This is a genomic window from Nocardia sp. NPDC050718 (genome assembly GCF_040654235.1).
GTDB lineage: Bacteria > Actinomycetota > Actinomycetes > Mycobacteriales > Mycobacteriaceae > Nocardia.
The window spans coordinates 312,924-329,602 of record NZ_JBFAHQ010000003.1; the positions used below are offsets into that span (position 1 = coordinate 312,924).

The window sequence follows — 16,679 nt, forward strand, 5'->3', positions numbered from 1 at the left end:
TGGCACAATGAGAGCGCGGATTCTTGGCCGTTCACGTCAACGAAATCGGGATTTTTGGTGTCTGGAGAACAAATCACCGAACAGGTGCGCGGCTGGTTCGCCGAGTTCGTGTTCGATCTGCTGCGCACACAGTCGATGGACCGGATCCTGGCCCGGCTCGACGCGGCCGTGCTGGCCGGGTCACCCGAACTCGACGACCCCGATCTGCGCCGTGATCTGGCCGCCAGCACCCGCGCGCACGCCAGGGTGGTCCTCGGCGGCCTCGCCACCGACAGCGACGACCTCGTCCTGCCCGAGGAAGCGCACGTCCTCGCCAGGACGATCGCCCGCCGCGGCCTCGATATCCGGGTCCTGCTGCGCGCCTACCAGGCGGGCTTCGCCGAGACGCTCGCGGTGATGACCGAGACCGTCGACGAGGGGCAGGTGCCGCCGGATCTGGAACGGGCGGTCATGCTGCGCCTGTTCGACCGCACGGCTACCTGGATGGGCCTGTCGATCGAGCAGCTCACCGGCACCTTCATGGCCGAGCGCGAGCGGGTGCTGCGCGATGCCCTCAACACCCGCACCGAGCTGGTGCGGGCGCTGCTGGCGGGCACGTCGGTCGATGTCGACCAGGCCGCGATCGTCCTGGGCTACCGGCTCGCGCAACGTCATCTGGCGTTCCTGCTCTGGACCGGCGACGCGGCGGGCGAGGAACCCGGCGGCCTGCTCGACCGCACCGCGACCAGGATCGCCACCGCGCTCGGCGCCACCGGCCTGCTCACCGTCGCGGCCAGCGCCAGCGGGCTGTGGGCCTGGGCGGCGATCGAGGACGACGCCGAGCTCGCCGAGCGGATCGCGCGCTGCGAGGTGGTGGCGCCGGTGCGGGTGGCGTTCGGGCTGCCCGGCGCGCACGTCGACGGGTTCGTCGCCAGTCATCGGGAGGCCGTCGCGGCGCGCCGGGTCGCCGAACGTGGCACGGGCGCGGTCACCAGTTACCGCGAGGTCGAGATCGCCTATCTGGCCGGGATCGACACGGCCGCGATGCGTGGGCTCATCGCCCGCGAACTGCGCGGGCTCACCGGAACCGATCCGGTCGCGACGCGGCTACGCGAGACCCTGCACGCCTACCTGCGCGCGCAGCGCAGCCCGGAGGAAGCCGCGCGCACGCTCGGCGTGCACAAGAACACGGTGCGCTATCGGATCACCCGGGTGGAGGAGATCCTCGGACACCCGGTGTCCGAGCGCGCGCTCGCGCTGGAGGTGGCGCTGGATTGCGTCGCCGCCTACGGGGTCTCCTGAACCGCGCCGTCCCTGGCCGCGATCCGGCGCAGCGGCGGTTCGGTGGGCGGCGGGACCCGGCGATCGGGCAGTTCGGCGAGCAGCGTCGTCGTGGCCGCGGCGATGGCCGCGACGGCCTTGTCGACCGCGGGTTTGGTGGTGCTGCTCAGCCCGGAGATGCCGCCGACTTTGCGCACGTATTGCAAGGCGGCAGCGTAGATCTCCTGCTCGGTGGCGGCAGGCTCCAGACCACGCAAGACGGTGATATTTCTACACATGTCAGAACCATAGACCTGTGTGGCAGGTCACGGCAGGCCAAGAAAGGAGATTCGCTCCTAGGCCCAGGACAGCACCCGCCGCACTAGACTCGGCCGCATGCCTGCCAGGGGAGTACCAGCGCTGACCACCTTTCCCTACCCGGAACTGGACGGCCGCGAGGAAGACCACTGGTCCGGAGCCGGTGTGAGCGACGATGAACTTCGCGCGCTGGCGCTCGGCGCCTTCTACTCCACCCGCTGGGACGCCTTCCACGACGCGATGCTGCTCGGTCCCGAGCGCGAGCACCCGCTGGGCGATCGCCGCGAACTCGCCATCGACACTCTCACCGGCGCGTGGGGCATCACCGACGGCACCGAGGCGCGCGCGTCGATGGAACAGCTCCTCGAGGGCATGCACGCGCCGCTCTACTCCCTGGTGCACCCGCTGGTGATGGCCTCGATCAACGCCAGCGAGCGCGACCGCTTCGGCGAGCGCGCCGACCGGCACCGCGCCTTCCTCCGTCAGGTCGGTTCGTTCCGCGGCATGGACAACCCCGAGGCCCTGGTCCGCGACTACGACATCTGGGCCCAGGCCATCAAGATCGGTTTTACCGACCACCTGGCCCGCCCGCTGCCCAACGACATCTCCGCCTGGGACCTGGCCCGCGTCGTCGCGGTCGCCCGGATGGCGTTCACCGCCGGCTACATCGATGCCGATGTCGCGTGGGAGTACTGCATGCGCGCGCTCGCGCCCGCCCAGCGCCGCTACCGCAACTGGCGGCAGTTCGGCGACGCCTACCTGGCCGGCTGGACCTACTGGCAGGCCACCGAGGACCTCGCCGAGCTCAAGAACGGCGGCGTGGACCGCCGGATGGAACTGCTACGGCTGTGGACCCGCCCGACCAGCCCGTGGCGCCGGATCGAGCTGAACGAGCCCGAGCAGAAGACCGAAACCGAAGCGGCCGAACCGAACTGAACGTTCGGCCCGGCCGGTCGGGTCAGAGGCTGCGCAGGATGCCGCGGCCGTAGCGCTGGAACTGGGTGTCGTCGACCATGCCGAGCGAGTGCCGCTCGACCAGCAGTTCCCACTCCGCGTAGAGCTGGGACACGCCGGGGTCGGCGGGCCCGGCCGCGCCGTCGGCGGCCTGCCTGCGCACGGCGAAGTTGACCGCGCAGGTCACCCGTTCGGTGTCGGCGCGGTCGACGCCGGCGAAATGCAGCGTCCGGTTGCCGTCGCTGACGTCCATGCCCGAGCCGCCGTGCCTGGTGTCGACCTCGCCGGGTGCCGAGCGCGCGCCGTCGACCGTGCGGGCGCCGAGGATCGCGGCGACGGCCAGTTCGTGGGCGTAGCGCTCGCCGCTGCCGATGGAGATGAACAGCAGCCGGGTGGTGGTCGCGGCGAGCAGACCGGTGCCGGTGCCTGCGGGCGGCGCGGCGACGGCGATCGCGGTCTCGAGCACGTACTCGTCGGGGGTGACGTAGCGGTGCAGCGCGTTGACCGCCGAGCGGGCCTCCTTGCGCGGCGCCATCCGGCGCACCGCGCGCTCGACATCGGCCCGGACCGGTCCCGACTTGCCCCACTCGGGCGCGGGCGGGGTGAGGTCGGGCGCGGCGACGTCGATCCGCTGGGTGGCCATGATCTGGTCGTTGATCCGGTCGACGATGCCGAGCGCGGCGGGCACGTCGTGTTCGGCGATGAGGACCGGCAGCGGGGTACGGTCGGCGGGCACGCCGGTGAGCACCGGGGTGGGATAACGCAGGTAGATCTCGATCACCACCGCGTCGTCGGCGCGCCGGTTCAGACGCACTTTGAGCAGGTCGGCGATGGGAACATCGAGAACCCGTTCGCCATCGGTACCCGGCCGCAGAACGGTGAGACGTCCACGGCCGTGGCGCAGAATCGCTGTGGGTGTTCGTAGCTCGACGATGTCCATACCCCCTGCGCTGTAGTTGTGTCGTCGCCCACGATAAGGCGGGCATGACATGATTGTGGCCACTTGCAACAACGCGTTCGGAGCTTTCGGGAACCGTTCCCCAGCTCTGAACGTTGACCAGTGCAACTGCACCAGCAGCCGAACTGCGCGATGTATCGAACTAGACCGTACGCGGTAACGTGGCATGTCCGCATCCGAAACCCGCCGATCTCGACGCTTCGCTAGGCACACCCGGAGAAATAACCGGAAAGGACTGGGCCGTCCGGCCGACGCTCTATGAACCGCAAGACAGTGTTTCGCACTTTGGCGATCATCTCGGGCATCATGCTCATGATCTGGCTGTTCAGCTTTCTCAGCGATGACACGCGCGGCTGGGAGAGTGTCGACACCTCCGTGGCGCTCAGCCAGCTGAACGACAAAGCCAATGTCAAGAACGTCCAGATCGATGACAAGGAGCAGCAGCTCCGCATCGAATTGAACAACGGCAACGAGGCGACGAACAACAACACCAAGATCGTCGCCAAGTATCCGGGCGGCGGGGAGACCTCGGCGCAGATCTTCGACGCGGTGCAGCAGTCCGGCGCGAAGTACGACACGGTGGTCAAGCAGGAGAGCTGGCTGTCGCAGCTGCTGCTGTTCATCGTGCCGATGGTGCTGCTGGTCGGCCTGTTCATCTTCGTGATGTCGCGCATGCAGGGCGGTGGTCGCGGCGGCATGATGGGCTTCGGTAAGTCGAAGGCCAAACAGCTGTCCAAGGACATGCCCAAGACCACGTTCGCCGATGTGGCCGGTGCCGACGAGGCCGTCGAAGAGCTGTACGAGATCAAGGACTTCCTGCAGAATCCGGCCCGCTACCAGGCGCTGGGCGCGAAGATCCCGAAGGGCGTGCTGCTCTACGGTCCCCCCGGTACCGGTAAGACGCTGCTCGCGCGCGCTGTCGCCGGTGAGGCGGGCGTCCCGTTCTTCACCATCTCCGGTTCGGACTTCGTCGAGATGTTCGTCGGTGTCGGCGCCTCGCGCGTGCGTGACCTGTTCGAGCAGGCCAAGCAGAACAGCCCCTGCATCATCTTCGTCGACGAGATCGACGCGGTCGGCCGCCAGCGCGGCGCCGGCCTCGGCGGCGGCCACGACGAGCGTGAGCAGACCCTCAACCAGCTGCTCGTCGAGATGGACGGCTTCGGTGACCGCACCGGCATCATCCTGATCGCGGCGACCAACCGCCCCGACATCCTCGACCCCGCGCTGCTGCGGCCGGGCCGGTTCGACCGGCAGATCCCGGTCGGCAACCCCGACCTGGCCGGTCGCCGCGCGATCCTGCGCGTGCACTCGCAGGGCAAGCCGATCTCGCCCGACGCCGACCTCGAGGGTCTGGCCAAGCGCACCGTCGGCATGTCCGGCGCCGACCTGGCCAACGTCATCAACGAGGCCGCGCTGCTCACCGCGCGTGAGCACGGCTCGGTCATCACCGGTGAATCGCTGGAGGAGTCGGTCGACCGCGTCATCGGCGGTCCGCGCCGCAAGAGCCGGATCATCAGCGAGCACGAGAAGAAGATCACCGCCTACCACGAGGGCGGCCACACCCTGGCGGCCTGGGCGATGCCCGACATCGAGCCGGTCTACAAGGTCACCATCCTGGCCCGCGGCCGCACCGGCGGCCACGCCATGACGGTGCCCGAGGACGACAAGGGCCTGATGACCCGCTCGGAGATGATCGCCCGGCTGGTGTTCGCGATGGGTGGCCGCGCGGCCGAGGAACTGGTGTTCCACGAGCCGACGACCGGCGCGTCCTCCGATATCGACCAGGCCACCAAGATCGCGCGCGGCATGGTCACCGAGTACGGCATGAGCGCCCGCCTCGGCGCGGTCCGCTACGGCCAGGAGCAGGGCGACCCGTTCCTGGGCCGCTCGATGGGCCAGGGTTCGGACTACTCGCACGAGGTGGCCCGCGAGATCGACGAGGAGGTGCGCAACCTGATCGAGGCCGCGCACACCGAGGCCTGGTCGATCCTGAGCGAGTACCGCGAGCAGCTCGACGCGCTGGCGACCGCGCTGCTCGAGCGCGAGACCCTGCATCGCAAGGACCTCGAAGAGGTGCTGGCCGGGGTCGAGAAGCGGCCGCGGATCACCGCGTTCAACGACTTCGGTGACCGTCATCCGTCCGACAAGCCCCCGGTGAAGACCCCGGGCGAGCTGGCCGCCGAGCGCGGCGAGCCGTGGCCGCCGGTGCAGCCCGCCCCGGTGCCCGCCGGTGCCCCGCTGGAACCCGCCAACGGCTACCCGGCGCAGCCGCCGCAGTACGGCCAGCCCGCTCCGCCCGCCAGTGGCTACCCGCTGCCCGCCGCGCCCACCCAGGCGATCCCGCGGCAGCAGGGCACGCACGGTTCGCGGCCCGACTACGGCGCCCCGGCCGGCTGGTCGGCGCCCGGCTGGCCGCCGCGCGACGAGCCGCAGCAGCCCCAGCCGCCGCAGGCCCCGCAGGGCCAGGGCAATGCCTGGGGCCAGCCGGAGCAGCCGCGGCACGCCGGTGGCTTCCAGCCGTGGGCTGAGCCGCCCGCCGCGCCGCCGCAGCAGCCCGGCACCGATCCGGAGAACAACGACTGGGAAGGGCCGAACGGCCGCCGCTGACCGGCGGCCAACTACGCTCGACCGTCGGATGCCGGACGATCACCGGCGTCGACATGTGGAGGTGCGGAGAAGTGTCGGCCAACAAGAAGGTCGCTGAGCCAACAGGGAACGGGTCGATCGCCGACGGCGAACTCGGCTCGACGAGCCCGACGGACCTGACGGCGCTGGCCACCGGTCGTCCGTTCGACCAGGACCGGGCCGAGCGCGCCGTCAGGGAACTGCTGCTCGCGGTCGGCGAGGATCCGGACCGTCCCGGTCTGCTCGACACGCCGGCCCGGGTGGCGCGTGCCTACCGGGAGATGTTCGCCGGGCTCTACACCGAGCCCGACGAGGTGCTGGCGACGACCTTCGACGAGGGTCACCAGGAGCTCGTGCTGGTCCGCGACATCCCGATGTTCTCGACCTGCGAGCACCACCTGGTGTCCTTCCACGGCGTCGCGCACGTCGGCTACATCCCCGGCACCCACGGCCGGGTCACCGGCCTGTCCAAGCTGGCCCGCGTCGTCGACCTGTACGCCAAGCGCCCGCAGGTGCAGGAGCGGCTGACCAGCCAGATCGCCGACGCGGTGATGCGCAGGCTGGACCCGCGCGGCGCGATCGTCGTGATCGAGGCCGAGCACCTGTGCATGGCCATGCGCGGCATCCGCAAGCCGGGCGCGAGCACCACCACCTCGGCGGTGCGCGGCCTGCTGCAGACCAACGCCGCCTCGCGCGCCGAGGCGCTGGACCTGATCCTGCGCAAATGAGCGAGCACCTCGTGACCGCGCCGCGGGACGGCCGCTCGTGTGTGGTCATGGGTGTGGTGAACGTGACCGGGGATTCGTTCTCCGACGGCGGTCGCTATCTCGATCCCGAACTCGCGATCGCGCACGGTGTCGCGCTGCACGCGGCGGGCGCCGACATCATCGACGTCGGCGGTGAGTCGACCAGGCCGGGCGCCGACCGGGTCGACCCGGCCACCGAGGCGGGCCGGGTGGCGCCGGTGATCCGCGGCCTGGTCGCCGCCGGCGTGCCGACCAGCGTCGACACCATGCGCGCCGAGGTCGCCGAGGCGGCACTGGAGGCCGGTGTCTCGGTGGTCAACGACGTCTCCGGCGGGCGCGCCGACCCGAACATGGTGAAGGTCGTCGCCGAGTCCGGCGTGCCGTGGATCCTCATGCACTGGCGCGCGGGCGCCGACTACCGCCACACCGGTCCGGCCGACCACTACGACGATGTCGTCGCCGAGGTCCGTGCCGAGCTCGCCGCCCAGGTCGAGCTGGCCGTCGCCGCCGGTGTCGCCCCCGAACGGCTGATCCTGGACCCCGGCCTCGGCTTCGCCAAGAACGCCGAGCACAACTGGGAACTGCTCGGCGCGCTGCCCGAGCTGATCGCGGACGGCCTGCCGATCCTGATCGGCGCCTCCCGGAAACGTTTCCTCGGCGCGCTGCTGGCCGACGAGTCCGGCCCGCGTCCGCCGGACGGCAGGGAGACGGCCACCGCCGCGGTCTCGGCGATCGCCGCCAGCCAGGGCGCGTGGGGTGTGCGGGTGCACGATGTGCGTGCCTCGCTGGACGCGATCGCCGTTGTCGACGCGTGGCGCCGAGCCACTGCCGCCCGAGGAGCCACCCGATGACCTCACCGCTGCTGCCACCGCCCGCCGGCCGGTCCGCGACCTCGCGGATCGAGCTGCGCGGCCTGCGCGTGTTCGGCAGGCACGGCGTGTTCGACTTCGAGCGCCGCGACGGCCAGGAGTTCGTCGTCGACCTGACGGTGTGGGTCGATTTCGCGGCGGCCGCCGCCTCCGACGACCTGGCCGACACCGTCGACTACGGCGCGCTCGCCGAACGCGCGGTGAACATCGTCGCCGGTCCACCGCGCGATCTGATCGAGACCGTGGTCTCCGAGATCGCCGACGACGTGATGACCGATCCGCGGATCGAGGCGGTGGAAGCCGTGGTGCACAAGCCGTCCGCGCCGATCCCGCACACCTTCGCCGACGTGCGGGTGGTGGCGACGCGGTACCGCACGATCGAGCCGGGGCCGCGCCGATGAGTCGCGCCGTCCTGTCGATCGGCTCGAACCTGGGCGACCGGCTCGCGCACCTGCGCGACGTCGTCGCCGCGCTGGGGGAGCGGGTGCTCGCGGTCTCGCCGGTCTACACGACCGCGCCGTGGGGCGGTGTCGAACAGGACGACTACCTCAATGCCGTTGTGGTGGCCGAGGATCCGGCCTTCGACGACTACGCCTGGCTGCGGTTCGGGCAGGACCTCGAGCAGTCGTCGGGGCGGGTCAGGGAGATCCGGTGGGGAGCGCGCACCCTCGATGTCGACGTGGTCGCCTGCACCGACGCCACCGGTGCCGCCGTCGTCCGCGCCACCGATCCCGCGCTGATCCTGCCCCACCCGCAGGCGCACAACCGGGCGTTCGTGCTGGTCCCGTGGCTCGATGTCGAGCCGTCGGCGCGGCTGCGGGTCGACGGTGTCGACATGCCGATCGTCGACCTGCTGGCCGGCCTCGACCCGGCCGAGCGCGCCGGGGTCGTGCGCACCGAGCTGGTGCTGCGGGACGAGAGCACTCGCCCGTGCTGAAGCCGACCAGGGTGCTCGATCTGGCGCTCAATGTGGTGGTCGCCGCGGCGATCGCCTGGGTCGCCACCCGTTTCGCGTATTCGACCTTCCCGACCATCTCGGTCGCGGCGGGCGCGTCGCTGCTGCCGGTCGCCGCGATCGAGGCGGCGCTCGGGTTCGTCATCAAGGCCAAGATCGCCGACGAGAAGATCGGCGACGGCCCGAACGAACTGCATCCGATCAATGTCGCGCGCGCGGCCGCGCTGGCGAAGGCCTCCATGCAGGTGGGCTCGCTGGCCGCCGGTGTGTGGCTGGGCTTCCTACTGTGGGTATTCCCACAGCGCGGCACCCTGACGGCGGCCGCCGCGGATTCGCCGGGCGCGGTCGTCGGCCTGCTCGCCGGTTCCGCCCTGGTTGCTGCGGCTTTGTGGCTGGAGTATTGCTGCCGGGCCCCCGAGGAACCGCCGGACGAGCCCGCTACCACCTAGCAACTTGCGGATGGAATCACCGCCGGGTTCGGTGGGCCGACCAGCACTTTCCGGCTACCCTGGCCCACATGGTTTCACCCTCCCGTAGCACTCCGCCCCGTCGACGGCGGGACGACGCGGGAAAGCTCTTCATCGGCGTGCTCATCCTGCTCGGTCTGACAGCAAGCGTTTTCCTGATCTTCAGCGAGAACGTCCAATACGTTCGAGTAGGCCTGGTAGCGGCCCTGTGGGCGGCGGTGATCGGCGCCCTGGCGGCGACTCGGTACCGCAAGGACGCCGCGGTCGACAAGGCGAAGGTGCGCGATCTCCAGACGGTGTACGAGTTGCAGCTCGAACGCGAGATCAACGCGCGCCGCGAATACGAGATGGGCGTGGAGGCGCGCGTGCGCGCCGAAGTCGGCGCCGACGCCTCCGAGATCGCCGCACTGCGCGCCGAACTCACTCTGCTCCGCCAGAACCTGCAGGTCCTCTTCGATGGCCCGCTGCCCGACGAGCAGCCCGCCCTGCAGGCCGACGCGGTCCGCATCGACGCCCTGCCCGCCGGTGGCTTCGACGCGTTCGACGACGCGGACCACGATTACGCCGATAGCCCGGTGGATGCCAATGCCGCCTGGTTCGGCCCGTGGCAGCAACCGCCCAGCGCGCTGAAACCCGTCTTCATGCAGCCGGTTTCGGCCAATTTCGCCGACCCCTACGACGACCCGGTCACCGCCGAGACCTCCGCCGTCCAGCTCGACGACTACGCCGAGGCCCAGCAGGCCGAGGCCGCGCAGCCCGCCCCGACACCACCGCCCGCTCCGGCGCCGCAGCCCGCCGCGCCCACCCCGGCCCCGTCGAACGGCAAGACCCCGCCGCCCCGCCTGTCGGCCCCGAACACCCGCAAGGTCGACGAATTCGGCGCGACGATCACCGACACCGCCCCGGCGAACGCCGCCAACGGCTCGCCCGCCGAGAGTGCCGCGACGAACGGTACGGCCGCCGAGCCGACCAGCACGGCCGGTGCCCCGGCGTCGGCCGAGCCCGTCGGCGTTCCGGTAGCGGACAGCACCCCCGAGCCGGGCGCGGACATTCCCGCCGCCGACAGCGCCACCCAGGCCCCGGCCGCACCCAAGCCCGCCGACACCACCCCGACCGTCGGCACCAGCTCCCGCCGCCGTCGCCGCGCCGAGGAAGAGGGCGCCCCGCGCCTGTCGGTCGCCGACATCATGGCCAACCTCCAGTCGGAGTCCGGCGCACGCAACTGACCCCCCGGCATCGAACCGCTCGCGCCGCACCGGCGTGGGCGGTTTGTCGTTTTCCGGCATCGCCGCAGGTGGCGAACGAGTCGTAGATCACGTGACGGGTCCGTGGCGGCGCTTGGGGGCTCCCCGATATTCTCGATCCGTAACGTCCGGTACCCGCACTGCGGGACTGGAACGCAAATCGAGAGGACAGTGTTGACCTCGAGAAGTGTCAATTCCGATGGCGCGAACGTGGGTGTCGACCCTGCGCCCGCACGACTGACGGTGGGAATCGTCTCGGCGGGACGGGTGGGTTCGGCGCTCGGTGTCGCGCTCGAGCGAGCCGGTCACGTGGTGTTCGGTGTCGCCGCGATCTCCGATGCCTCGGTGCACCGGGCGCAGACGCGGCTGCCCGATTCGCAGATCCTGCCGGTGGAGCAGATCGCCCAGCGCAGCGAGCTGCTGCTGCTCGCCGTCCCCGACGCCGAGCTGGCCGGGCTGGTCCGCGGCCTGGCCAGTGCCGGGGTCGTGCGTCCCGGCACGATCGTGGTGCACACCGCGGGCGCGCACGGGGTCGGCGTGCTCGCGCCGCTCACCGAACAGGGCGCGCTCGGCCTCGCCATCCACCCCGCGATGACCTTCACCGGCCACGACGAGGACATCGACCGCCTCGCCAACGCCTGCTTCGGCGTCACCGCCGCCGACGAGGTCGGCTACGCGATCGGCCAGGCGCTGGTCATCGAGATGGGCGGCGAGCCGGTGAAGGTGGCCGAGGAGCAGCGCACGCTGTACCACGCCGCCCTCGCGCACGGCGCCAATCACCTGGTCACGGTCATCGTCGACGCGGTCACCGCGCTGCGCGCGGCGATGGACGGGCCGGGCCTGCTCGGTCAGCCGGTGGTCGACGATCAGCCGGGCGGCCTGCCCGAGCGCCTGCTCGCCCCGCTCGTCTCCGCCGCGCTGGACAACGCGCTGCGCCGCGGCAAGGCCGCGCTGACCGGCCCGGTCGCGCGCGGTGACGTCGACGCGGTCGCCGCGCACCTGTCCGCGCTGGCCGCGGTGGACGAGCGCCTGGCCGCCGCCTATCGCGCGATGTCGCTGCGCACCGCCGAACTCGCCCAGACCAATCCGGCCCTGCTGGACCTGCTCGCCAAGGAAGGCCACTGATGGAACCCAGAGAAGTGCACCACCACCAGGGCGGCGCGCGGGCCACCGGCGCGTACAAGCCCGGCGTGCTGACCGTCCACCACAGCCCCGAGGTCGTCGACACGGTGACCAAGGCGCTGCGCGGCGCGGGCCGCACGATCGGTTTCGTGCCGACCATGGGCGCGCTGCACGAGGGCCACCTGCAGCTGGTCCGCCAGGCCAAGCTGACCAATCAGGTCGTGATCGTCTCGATCTTCGTCAACCCGCTGCAGTTCGGCGCGAACGAGGATCTCGACGCCTACCCGCGCACCCTCGACGCCGACCTCGAACTGCTCCGGCACGAGGGTGTCGACCTGGTGTTCGCGCCGTCGGTCTCCGACATGTACCCCGAGGGCCCGCGCACCACGGTGCTGCCCGGCCCGATCGGCGCCGAGCTCGAGGGCGGCAGCAGGCCGACGCACTTCGCGGGCATGCTCACCGTCGTCGCCAAGCTGCTCAATATCGCGCACGCCTCCGAGGCGTACTTCGGCGAGAAGGACTACCAGCAGCTCACGCTGATCCGGCAGATGGTCCGCGACCTGAACATGGACGTGAAGGTCGTCGCCTACCCGACGGTCCGCGAGCCCGACGGTCTGGCGCTGTCCTCGCGCAACCGCTACCTCGACGCTGCCCAGCGGGAGTCGGCGCTCGGCCTGTCGGCCGCGCTGGCCGCGGGCAGGCACGCCGCCGGCCTCGGCCCGGAGGCGGTCGTGCGGGCGGCGCGCGCCGTCCTCGACGCCGTCGACGGTCTCGACGTGGACTACCTCGAACTGCGCGACAGCAACCTGGGCCCCGCGCCCACCGCGGGCAATGCCCGGTTGCTCGTCGCCGCCAAGGTCGGCGACACCCGCCTGATCGACAATGCCCCGATTGTTCTCGGCGCCCAGATCGACGGGCACCCCGACGCGAACTCCCTGCCTGCCGCGCAGGCGAACTGAGAAAGGCGACGACGATGTTGCGCACCATGATGAAGTCGAAGATCCACCGTGCCACGGTGACCCACGCGGACCTGCACTACGTGGGCTCGGTGACCGTCGACCAGGATCTGCTCGACGCCGCCGATCTGCTCGAGGGCGAGCAGGTCTGCATCGTCGACATCGACAACGGCGCCCGGCTGGAGACCTACGTCATCGCCGGCGAGCGCGGTTCGGGCGTGATCGGGATCAACGGCGCCGCCGCCCATCTCGTGCACCCCGGCGACCTGGTCATCCTGATCGCCTACGGCCAGATGGACGAGCAGGAGCTGCGCGACTACGACCCCAAGGTGGTCTTCGTCGACGACCGCAACCGCCCGGTGGAGCTCGGTTCGGACCCGGCGCACGCGCCCGAGGGTTCCGGCCTGACCTCCCCGCGCTCCCTGTCGTTCGCCTGAGCGCGGCGGGGGGACAGCGATGCTGCTGACGATCGACGTCCGCAACACCGGGATCGAACTGGGCCTGTTCACGGGCAGCGGCGAGCACGCGAAACTGGCGCGGCACTGGCGTATCCACACCAATCCGCTGCTCACCGCCGACGAGTTCGCCATGCAGGTGCGTGGCCTGGTCGGTGCCGAGCTCGACCAGGTGGTCGGCGTCTCGGCCTTGTCGACGGTGCCGCCGGTACTGCGCGAGCTGCGCACCATGCTCGCGCGCTACTGGGCGCACGTGCCGCATGTGCTGGTCGAACCCGGCGTGCGGACCGGCATCCCGCTGCTGGTGGACAACCCGAAGGAGGTCGGCGCCGACCGCATCGTCAACTGCCTGGCGGCCTACCGCCGCTTCGGTGGTCCGGCGATCGTGGTCGATTTCGGCACCGCCATCTGCGTCGACCTGGTCTCGGCCAAGGGCGAGTTCCTGGGCGGTGTGATCGCGCCCGGCGTGGAGATCTCCACCGAGGCGCTGGTCGAGCGCAGCGCGCTGCGCCGGGTGGAACTCACCCGCCCGCGCTCGGTGCTCGGCAAGAACAGCATGGAATGCATGCAGTCCGGCGCCGTCTTCGGTTTCGCGGGCCTGGTCGACGGCCTGATCGATCGCATCCGCGACGAGTTCGACGCCTTCGCGGGCACCGATGTCACCGTCGTCGCGACGGGCGCGGGCGCGCCGCTGATCGTGCCGGAATCGGAGACCATCGATCAGCACGAGCCGCATCTGACGCTGACGGGGCTGCGCCACGTCTACGAACGCAACAAGAAGTGACTGTGGCGCAGGTCATTTTCGCCGGAGCGCGTGTCAACTGCTAAACTCACGCTCGTGTCCTTCCGTGTGAGCACCCAGGAGTGTTGTCGAGGCTGACCTGCCTCGACCGTTCGAGGCTGACGTTTTCCCCTCGACCGTTTCGCACCTCCTGGAGATTCGCTCATGCGTTCTTCTGTCCTTTCCTTGACGTCCGCCCGCGACGGCTACTCCGCGACGCCCCCGCTCGACCGGGCGGTGGCTTCGGCGTTGCCGACCCGGCTGCGGCCCGCTGACCTGCTGCGACTCACCGACGAGGGCGCCGAAGACGTTCTCGCCGGTCGCTACGATCACCTGCTGCCCGCCGACGGCGTCTGGCCGACAGAGGAACGCTGGGCCACCCGGCTGATCGCTGACGACGAGGTCGATGTCTGGCTGATCAGCTGGACGCCGGGTAAATCCACCGAATTGCACGATCACGCCGGTTCGCTGGGCGCGCTCACCGTGCTCAGCGGCGCGCTCTCGGAATTCCGCTGGAATGGTTCCGAGTTACGCAGGCGCACGCTCGCCGCCGGCGATCAGGCCTCGTTCCCGATCGGCTGGGTACACGACGTGGTGCGGGCGCCCGCCGCCGCCGAATCCGTCGGCCCGCTGGATCCCACGCTGAGCGTGCACGCCTATTCCCCGCCGTTGTCGGCGATGTCCTATTACGAGGTGACCGGACACGGCACCTTGCGGCGAACCAAAACCGTCCTCACCGACCAGCCCGAAGGTGACCTGTGATGAGTCGTTTGACGATTGATCAGATGCTCGAGAACGCCCGCGCCGACCTACGCAGGCTCTACGTCTACGACCTGTCCGCCGCATTGGCCAGGGGCGCGATTCTGGTGGACATCCGCCCGGCCGCGCAGCGGGTTCGTGAAGGTTCCCTACCGGGTGCGCTGGTCATCGAACGCAATGTCCTGGAATGGCGCCTCGACCCGACCTCGTCGGCGCGTTTGTCGCTGGCCGTCGACCACGACGTGGAATGGATCATCTTCTGCTCGGAGGGCTACACCTCGAGTTTGGCGGCGGCGTCGTTGCAGCAGCTCGGTTTGCACCGCGCCACCGATCTCATCGGCGGCTACCAGGCATTGAAGTCCGCGGGCTTGCTGACCGTCGCCGTGGGGGCGCCGCACTTTGCCCGTGAGGTGAATGCGCTCGCCTCGTTGTAGGACACCTGGCCGGTGGCCGGGCCGCCCGAGCGGTGGCCCGGCCACTGCTCGTCCAGGGGTGAGTTGGCTTGTCGGCGTGCTGATTCGGGGGCCTCGGGTGCGTGAGTTTGTTTCGATGGTGTGACGTGGATTGCATTCGGCCGAGGAATGGCCGGTGCGGTGTCCGGTTACCGACGAGTCGTCCGTGGGCGGGCCGCTTATCCATTTCCGGCGCACGCTACTGTTATCGGATGTGAGCACCCCTAACCCCGCCGATACCGGCCGCGCCGTCAGTTCCGCCGTGGACAGCGATGTTCCCGAGCAGATGCGGATTCGCCGGGACAAGCGGGAACGGCTGCTCGCCGAGGGCGGTGAGGCCTATCCGGTGGTGGTGCCCCGCACGCATACGCTGGCCGAAATTCGGGCCGCCTACCCGGATCTGGAGCCCGATACCCAGACCGGTCTGCAGGCCGGCATCGCGGGCCGCGTCATTTTCGTCCGCAATACCGGCAAGCTCTGCTTCGCCACCCTGCAGGAGGGCGACGGCACCAAGCTGCAGGCGATGATCAGCCTCAACGGCGTCGGCGCCGACGCGCTGGCCGCCTGGAAGTCCGATGTGGACCTCGGTGACTTCGTGTTCGTGCACGGTGAGGTCATCTCCTCGCGGACCGGTGAATTGAGCGTGATGGCCGATTCCTGGTCGATGGCGGCCAAGTCGCTGCGGCCGCTGCCGGTCGCGCACAAGGAGATGAACGAGGAGTCGCGCGTCCGGCAGCGCTACGTCGACCTGATCGTGCGTCCCGAGGCCAGGGAAATGGCCCGTACCCGCGTGAACGTGGTCCGCGCGCTGCGCACCGCGCTGGAGCGCCGCGGCTTCCTCGAGGTCGAGACCCCGATGCTGCAGACCATCCACGGCGGCGCGGCGGCGCGCCCGTTCGTCACCCATTCCAATGCCCTGGACATGGAGTTGTTCCTGCGTATCGCGCCGGAACTGTTCCTGAAGCGCTGTGTGGTGGGCGGCCTGGAGAAGGTCTTCGAGATCAACCGGAACTTCCGCAACGAGGGCGCCGACTCGACCCATTCGCCCGAGTTCGCGATGCTGGAAACCTACGAGGCTTACGGCACCTATGACGACTCCGCGAAGATGACCCGGGAATTGATCCAGGAAGTCGCGCAGGAGGCATTCGGCACCCTCGTGGTGACACTGGCCGACGGTACGGAATATGATCTCGGCGGCGAGTGGACGACGGTCGAGATGTATCCGTCGCTGTCGGAGTCGATCGGTGTCGAGGTCACTCCCGAAACCACTGTCGAGGAATTGCTGGCGCTCGCCGATCGGGTCGGTCTGGAAATTCCCACGGGCAAGGGCTACGGTCACGGGAAACTTGTCGAAGAACTGTGGGAACACGCGTATGGCGACAAGCTGTACGCGCCGACTTTCGTTCGCGACTTCCCGGTCGAGACGTCGCCGCTGACGCGTCAGCATCGCAGCAAGGGCGGCGTCACGGAGAAGTGGGACCTGTATGTTCGCGGCTTCGAGTTGGCAACGGGCTATTCGGAGTTGGTCGACCCGGTGATCCAGCGGGAACGGTTCGTCGATCAGGCGAGGCTGGCCGCCGCGGGCGATGACGAGGCCATGGTGCTGGACGAAGACTTCCTCGCCGCGATGGAACACGGCATGCCGCCGACCACCGGAACCGGTATGGGAATCGATCGCTTGTTGATGGCACTGACCGGTTTGGGAATCCGGGAAACGATCCTGTTCCCGATTGTCCGCCCGACTAGTCGCTGACCAGTCGATTTGCGGGGTGAAGACCT

Annotated in this window: 18 protein-coding genes; 16 read left to right on the plus strand and 2 right to left on the minus strand. The window is 69.9% G+C overall.

The window, feature by feature from the left end:
* Positions 1-57: 57 nt before the first annotated feature.
* Positions 58-1,281: a helix-turn-helix domain-containing protein gene (locus AB0H54_RS15785; RefSeq protein WP_357346132.1), complete on the plus strand. Its 1,224-nt coding sequence runs from the start codon at positions 58-60 to the stop codon at positions 1,279-1,281.
* Here AB0H54_RS15785 and AB0H54_RS15790 read toward each other — a convergent pair.
* The gene (locus tag AB0H54_RS15790) at positions 1,266-1,538 is read right to left on the minus strand and encodes a DUF2277 domain-containing protein (protein ID WP_189029638.1); all 273 of its coding nucleotides are present in this window, start codon (positions 1,536-1,538) and stop codon (positions 1,266-1,268) included. The genes AB0H54_RS15785 and AB0H54_RS15790 overlap by 16 nt on opposite strands.
* Before the next feature lie 97 nt (positions 1,539-1,635).
* Here AB0H54_RS15790 and AB0H54_RS15795 point away from each other — a divergent pair, with 97 nt between their 5' ends.
* The gene (locus AB0H54_RS15795; protein ID WP_355270661.1) at positions 1,636-2,493 is read left to right on the plus strand and encodes a DUF1266 domain-containing protein; all 858 of its coding nucleotides are present in this window, start codon (positions 1,636-1,638) and stop codon (positions 2,491-2,493) included.
* A 22-nt stretch (positions 2,494-2,515) separates the two neighbouring features.
* Here the strand turns inward: AB0H54_RS15795 and AB0H54_RS15800 are convergent, their stop codons facing one another.
* Positions 2,516-3,325, minus strand: coding sequence for a hypothetical protein (locus tag AB0H54_RS15800; RefSeq protein ID WP_357346135.1), 810 nt, complete (start codon positions 3,323-3,325; stop codon positions 2,516-2,518).
* Between the two features lie 402 nt (positions 3,326-3,727).
* Here AB0H54_RS15800 and ftsH point away from each other — a divergent pair, with 402 nt between their 5' ends.
* From ftsH to lysS, 14 genes are all read left to right on the plus strand, one after another.
* Positions 3,728-6,076, plus strand: coding sequence for an ATP-dependent zinc metalloprotease FtsH (ftsH, locus tag AB0H54_RS15805; protein ID WP_357346137.1), 2,349 nt, complete (start codon positions 3,728-3,730; stop codon positions 6,074-6,076).
* Between the two features lie 71 nt (positions 6,077-6,147).
* Positions 6,148-6,822, plus strand: coding sequence for a GTP cyclohydrolase I FolE (gene folE / locus AB0H54_RS15810; RefSeq protein WP_355270666.1), 675 nt, complete (start codon positions 6,148-6,150; stop codon positions 6,820-6,822).
* Positions 6,819-7,691: a dihydropteroate synthase gene (gene folP / locus AB0H54_RS15815; RefSeq protein WP_355270667.1), complete on the plus strand. Its 873-nt coding sequence runs from the start codon at positions 6,819-6,821 to the stop codon at positions 7,689-7,691. The genes folE and folP overlap by 4 nt, the downstream gene beginning before the upstream one ends.
* Complete coding sequence (gene folB, locus AB0H54_RS15820; RefSeq protein ID WP_357346140.1) at positions 7,688-8,110, plus strand: dihydroneopterin aldolase; 423 nt, start codon at positions 7,688-7,690, stop codon at positions 8,108-8,110. Before folP ends, folB begins: the two co-directional genes overlap by 4 nt.
* The gene (folK, locus tag AB0H54_RS15825; RefSeq protein ID WP_357346141.1) at positions 8,107-8,646 is read left to right on the plus strand and encodes a 2-amino-4-hydroxy-6-hydroxymethyldihydropteridine diphosphokinase; all 540 of its coding nucleotides are present in this window, start codon (positions 8,107-8,109) and stop codon (positions 8,644-8,646) included. The genes folB and folK overlap by 4 nt, the downstream gene beginning before the upstream one ends.
* A complete protein-coding gene (locus AB0H54_RS15830; RefSeq protein ID WP_355270672.1) occupies positions 8,640-9,113 on the plus strand; it encodes a DUF3180 domain-containing protein in 474 nt (157 codons plus the stop codon). The genes folK and AB0H54_RS15830 overlap by 7 nt, the downstream gene beginning before the upstream one ends.
* Before the next feature lie 68 nt (positions 9,114-9,181).
* Entirely contained in the window at positions 9,182-10,357 is a 1,176-nt protein-coding gene (locus AB0H54_RS15835) for a DUF6779 domain-containing protein (RefSeq protein ID WP_357346143.1), read from the plus strand.
* 228 nt (positions 10,358-10,585) lie between these two features.
* Entirely contained in the window at positions 10,586-11,500 is a 915-nt protein-coding gene (locus AB0H54_RS15840; RefSeq protein ID WP_357346145.1) for a DUF2520 domain-containing protein, read from the plus strand.
* A complete protein-coding gene (gene panC / locus AB0H54_RS15845; RefSeq protein ID WP_357346147.1) occupies positions 11,500-12,456 on the plus strand; it encodes a pantoate--beta-alanine ligase in 957 nt (318 codons plus the stop codon). The genes AB0H54_RS15840 and panC overlap by 1 nt, the downstream gene beginning before the upstream one ends.
* A 14-nt stretch (positions 12,457-12,470) precedes the next feature.
* Positions 12,471-12,890, plus strand: coding sequence for an aspartate 1-decarboxylase (gene panD / locus AB0H54_RS15850; RefSeq protein WP_110041391.1), 420 nt, complete (start codon positions 12,471-12,473; stop codon positions 12,888-12,890).
* 19 nt (positions 12,891-12,909) lie between these two features.
* A complete protein-coding gene (locus tag AB0H54_RS15855) occupies positions 12,910-13,692 on the plus strand; it encodes a type III pantothenate kinase (protein ID WP_355270679.1) in 783 nt (260 codons plus the stop codon).
* A gap of 162 nt (positions 13,693-13,854) precedes the next feature.
* Positions 13,855-14,451, plus strand: a complete 597-nt coding sequence (locus AB0H54_RS15860) for a cysteine dioxygenase family protein (protein WP_355270681.1) — start codon at positions 13,855-13,857, stop codon at positions 14,449-14,451.
* Positions 14,452-14,459: 8 nt separating this feature from the next.
* Positions 14,460-14,882, plus strand: a complete 423-nt coding sequence (locus AB0H54_RS15865) for a rhodanese-like domain-containing protein (RefSeq protein ID WP_218720644.1) — start codon at positions 14,460-14,462, stop codon at positions 14,880-14,882.
* A 304-nt stretch (positions 14,883-15,186) separates the two neighbouring features.
* Positions 15,187-16,653: a lysine--tRNA ligase gene (gene lysS, locus AB0H54_RS15870; protein WP_355271703.1), complete on the plus strand. Its 1,467-nt coding sequence runs from the start codon at positions 15,187-15,189 to the stop codon at positions 16,651-16,653.
* The last annotated feature ends 26 nt before the right edge of the window (positions 16,654-16,679 follow it).